The following is a 3,991-nucleotide window of genomic DNA, read 5'->3' on the forward strand; positions in this document are numbered from 1 at the left end:
CACGAAAACATCCTTGCCGCCGTTGTCGGGCTGGATGAACCCATAACCCTTGGTCGGGTTGAACCACTTCACGGTACCTGTAGCCACAGAACAAATCTCCCTTGAGCCGATGGTGACAGCCTAATTTGATAGCGCCTCGCCCCGCAAGAACAAACCCCACCCCGAGGCTGCTAGGGATTTCAGTGCGCCTAGGCTGGTAGAACAGAGCGCCGCCGGGACAAACCCATTTCGGGCCGGCCCGGCGGCGCAGTTTTGGGAGGCACGGTTATTCGAGCGGTAAGGAAAGCGCCGGAGGCGACTTATTGCCCTGCTCGCAGCCTGTTCGTCCCTTGAGCGGCAGAATTGGAATTGCGGCAGCCTCGGCCACCTCAGCCCGGCTCGAGAAGCGGGCCAGGTTAGCGGCCGACGACCACTCAACATAACGAACAGCCGCGAAGACAACCGCCACCACGATGAGGGTGCCGAGCACAGAGGCGGATGCTGCGGACCAGTTCTCGCTGCTGAATGGGGACATCACGATTCTCCGATGCCGAGCTGTCGCCCTGTCCCTCATTAAATCGGCTCGCGATTATCAAATGTGAACAGCCTCACATCTCACGCGTACTTGATGGCGAAACGAAAGAAGGGCCGCGCGGCGCGTGAATCCGGCGACCCTGTCGACTGTCATCGGCCTGTGGCTTGGTTCGTGCGGGACGATTATGGCTGGGGATTTCAGTGTCCCGGTTCAGGAAGAAACCGCCGCCGGGCGTGTATTTTTGAGACCGGCGGCGTCTTTTCTTGGGACGGGTCAAGCCCGATCGCTGGGCTCGAGCCGGTGCACGACCGACAATGTCAGTGCCGGCGCCGGGGTTGCTTGTCTCCCCAACTGGTCCTGGATCGATCGCGCGTGCTCGCCGATGATTTGCGCAGCCTTGTGCATTCCATCGATGGCGGTTTCGGCGTCGGGCTGCGCAAGCAGAATGGCGAGCAGATCAGCGAGGTCGATGACGCCTGTGAGGTCCTCGGCGATGGTGTTCATCCCATGCCTCCCTGTTGCCAAGCCTGCGTACCGGCCTGCTCGAGCAAGTCATCGTGGTCGCCGATGCCCGGCTCGGCGGGGTCCTGCTCGAGATCGCGGCGCCCTCCTGCCGTCCAATGGGTCTGGTCGCCTGTCGGCTTAGAGCCGTCCGGCCATCCGAGGCAGTACGGGTGCCACTCAACGGCCCCAAGGCTCGGCTCATCGTCGCTGCGGTCTAGCTCCAGGTCGCCGTCGCCCGGCCCCCACGAATGGGCACCGTGGCTCCAGCGATCCTGGTTCGCGGCCCGATCGAGCGAGCCGAGGGATGGCTCCTCATCGCCTATCGGCTCGCAAACGTCGCTCTCCTCGAGGTCCGGATCGATGTCGCTGGCATCGAGGAAGTCGATCAGCCGGTCTATTTCCGCACCAGCCTTTTGCCGGAGCCTACGGAGGCGCTGGAGCGCCCTTTCACGCTCCCGCGCTTGCCTGGCCAGCCGGGCCGCCAGCGCTTCCTGAGTCAATTCTGGCACGTCTACGGGCGTGCCTTCCGGTGGTGGAACGTGCTTCATCGATCACGCCTCCACCAGTACCCGGCGGCCGATCGCGGGGATCGTCTCCCCGGCGCCGCCGTCGAGGGTGTGGGGATGGTCGGTCTCGACCAGCTCGCCGGTCAGGCCGTCGCCTTCGGCGCGACGGAAGGCAGCCGCGACGAAGGGGTCGCGACGAAGGGGTCGCGGAATAGAGAAGACAGTTTTGTGCTATGATTTGCGGTAGCTCGGGCCATGGATCTCTCCTTGGCTCTGGGTTAGAGCCGGGGAGGAAGTTGACGCTTCCCTCCGGCTTTCTTTTTTGGTACCATGTTTTCATGAAGTCAGCAACCAAAAAAGTTACCAAAAAATCGAGGGGTCGCCCGGCCACCGGCACTGGTATCCAGGTCGGTGAGCGATGGTCTCCGGAATCCATTGAGGCGATTGATAATTGGCGCCGCGCTCAGGCCGATCTGCCCGGCCGCCCCGAGGCCATCCGCAGGCTCGTCGAGATCGGGCTGAGGGCCAAGGGCAAATAGCCACCCACCTGCCAATCCCGTGACGCGTGAGACAAAAAGAAGGGCCTCAGAGCGGAGATTGGGACAGCTCTGGGCCCGAGTTCTTCATTTCCAACACTTTCCTAACACCACGCGGGTCATCCTATTCCCAGTTGGTCCTAATCTCCCTCCCGCCAGCGCTGAATCGTCGTTATCCAGGAACACAGCGCAGATCCCTGACGTTGCCACTCGCGCAAAACGACGAATGCGAGGAGGAACGAAATGGGACGAGGAATTTTGCTTTGGCTTTTGGGCGTGCCGATCCCCATAATCATCCTGCTGTGGCTGTTCTTCGGCCATTGATGGCGGCTCCGATCGCGTGACTGCGCGGGTCAAGGCGACTTCTCTCCGCGCGTGATCGGCGCGCTCATGGGCGCGTGCCATCGTGCCCAAACTCACTTCCTCTGCTATGTCAAAGCGCGATGACCGTCGCGGTCGCGAAGCTTGCGCGCTTAGTAATTCCCATCGTCGCGCTGGGGTGCTTTTGGGGCTAATTCGGAATTGCAATTGCCATCGGCATTTTCAAGTTTAGCATGTCGATAGTCGTGCGAATTGGCCGACACCCACACACCGACCATGCACATCGCGCGATAAGGGATCGCCGCTCCGGGACTGCGGGGCGCCGGTCCCGCCCAATTATAAAAGGGCACTCCCATAAGGCTGATGAGGATCGAAGGCGAACTCTGCGCGTTGCCCAATGGAGGTCAACGATGATCAGTGACCGAGAACGGCGGGCCCCCACGGCAGCGGAACGGGAAGCCCGCAAGGTATTCAGGCAGGCCGAAGCGAAGGAAGCCTTGACAGATTACGCCAAAGCGCAAAAAGCGCTCCACGATAATCGAGAGCGCTTGAAAGCAGAAAGGTTGGCGCGGGAGGCTGAAGCAGCCCGACAAAACGGTTCGAGCGTGAGAATCACATAAGTTGTGGCTGTCTGGGCAGAGGGGATCGATCTTTTGCAAACCGACGCACCGACTTTTCGAATTGGCGACAAAGTGCGCCTGAGTCAGCTCGGCGCCGACCGGATCAGGAAGGCCCCTTCCAAGACGGGCCGCGTGGTGGGCGCCGGCAAGGCGAGCAAGCTGGCATTCCGAGTCTTGTTTGACGGAATGAAATCTCCGGTTAGCCTGCATCAAAGCTACCTCGAATTGGATGACTGATCGGGGCGGCAGCGAGGGATGGGAAGGGCGTGAGAGAGCCTTGGCGACGACGTTGCCGGACGTTACACCCAGGCTCACAACCCTTTCGGTAGTGCCTTAGCCAGGCGGGAGGTAACCGCCTGGCTTCAGGTCCTTCACCATCGCTAGATTCTTGTCGATCGCCGCCAATAGCTTGTCAAAGGCATTTGCAGGAACACTGACCGGGCTGGACGGCTTACCTCCCGAAACTGCTCCCAGTTCGTCGGCTGACAGTTCACGAATGCTCGTCATTTTCATCTGCTTTCCCTCTTGTTGCCGGCGGCTCCAGTGCGACCGGGTGCGGGATAGATACGAACTCCAAGCCAAGGTCGCTGTGACGTGCGTCACACGCGCATAGGTGCAAGAGTCGGGATTGCCGCCACCCCGCTGTCCTCTACGTCATGGTCGGCGGCCGCCGTACGTTCAATTTCTCGTGCGAGTATTCAGTCGAGCCAACTAGTGATGGCAAGACGATCGTTACGGCGCGTTTCAGCGTATCTCTCCGGCGAAGGCCGCCTTGTGTAGTTTGTGAGGCGGCCTGAGGATTTGTCAATCGGCTTGCAAATTTGACCCCTCATCGGCGTCCAATTTTGACCCCTTTGCGCGGCGAGCTTTGCTGGTAGCGCTCGTCTCGTCGGAGCTGGCCGGGATAGCGGAGGCGAGACGAGCGCGGGTGGCGTGATCGTCGTCTCGGCTCTTGAACCGCCAGCTATCGTTGCCGGTCTCGACGATGTC

Annotated in this window: 8 protein-coding genes and 1 pseudogene; 4 read left to right on the top strand and 5 right to left on the bottom strand. The window is 60.9% G+C overall.

Features of this window, described 5'->3' with window-relative positions; genetic code table 11:
• The 3 genes from AC628_RS40210 to AC628_RS40220 all read right to left on the bottom strand — a co-directional run.
• The coding region (locus tag AC628_RS40210) for a cold-shock protein (protein WP_143202071.1) at positions 1-87 on the bottom strand (87 nt) is incomplete at its 3' end.
• A 178-nt stretch (positions 88-265) separates the two neighbouring features.
• Positions 266-514 (bottom strand): hypothetical protein, encoded by a 249-nt coding sequence (locus AC628_RS40215; RefSeq protein ID WP_143202067.1) that lies wholly within the window; start codon positions 512-514, stop codon positions 266-268.
• Between the two features lie 273 nt (positions 515-787).
• A complete protein-coding gene (locus AC628_RS40220; protein WP_074132284.1) occupies positions 788-1,018 on the bottom strand; it encodes a hypothetical protein in 231 nt (76 codons plus the stop codon).
• 248 nt (positions 1,019-1,266) lie between these two features.
• On the opposite strand from AC628_RS40220, the gene AC628_RS43600 reads away from it, so the two are divergent.
• From AC628_RS43600 to AC628_RS40240, 4 genes are all read left to right on the top strand, one after another.
• Positions 1,267-1,761, top strand: coding sequence for a hypothetical protein (locus AC628_RS43600; protein WP_143202068.1), 495 nt, complete (start codon positions 1,267-1,269; stop codon positions 1,759-1,761).
• A gap of 59 nt (positions 1,762-1,820) precedes the next feature.
• A complete protein-coding gene (locus AC628_RS40230) occupies positions 1,821-2,063 on the top strand; it encodes a hypothetical protein (protein ID WP_143202069.1) in 243 nt (80 codons plus the stop codon).
• A gap of 728 nt (positions 2,064-2,791) precedes the next feature.
• Positions 2,792-3,001: a hypothetical protein gene (locus AC628_RS40235; protein WP_074132288.1), complete on the top strand. Its 210-nt coding sequence runs from the start codon at positions 2,792-2,794 to the stop codon at positions 2,999-3,001.
• A 3-nt stretch (positions 3,002-3,004) separates the two neighbouring features.
• Positions 3,005-3,238 carry a hypothetical protein gene (locus tag AC628_RS40240; RefSeq protein WP_074132289.1) on the top strand — a complete coding sequence of 78 codons (234 nt, stop codon included), beginning with the start codon at positions 3,005-3,007 and terminating at the stop codon, positions 3,236-3,238.
• 96 nt (positions 3,239-3,334) lie between these two features.
• On the opposite strand, the gene AC628_RS43605 is transcribed toward AC628_RS40240, so the two are convergent.
• Complete coding sequence (locus AC628_RS43605) at positions 3,335-3,514, bottom strand: hypothetical protein (RefSeq protein ID WP_143202070.1); 180 nt, start codon at positions 3,512-3,514, stop codon at positions 3,335-3,337.
• 291 nt (positions 3,515-3,805) lie between these two features.
• A pseudogene (locus AC628_RS40245) lies at positions 3,806-3,991 on the bottom strand (IS21-like element helper ATPase IstB); the annotation flags it as partial.

This window comes from Bradyrhizobium sp. NAS96.2 (assembly GCF_001908235.1).
Lineage (GTDB): Bacteria > Pseudomonadota > Alphaproteobacteria > Rhizobiales > Xanthobacteraceae > Bradyrhizobium.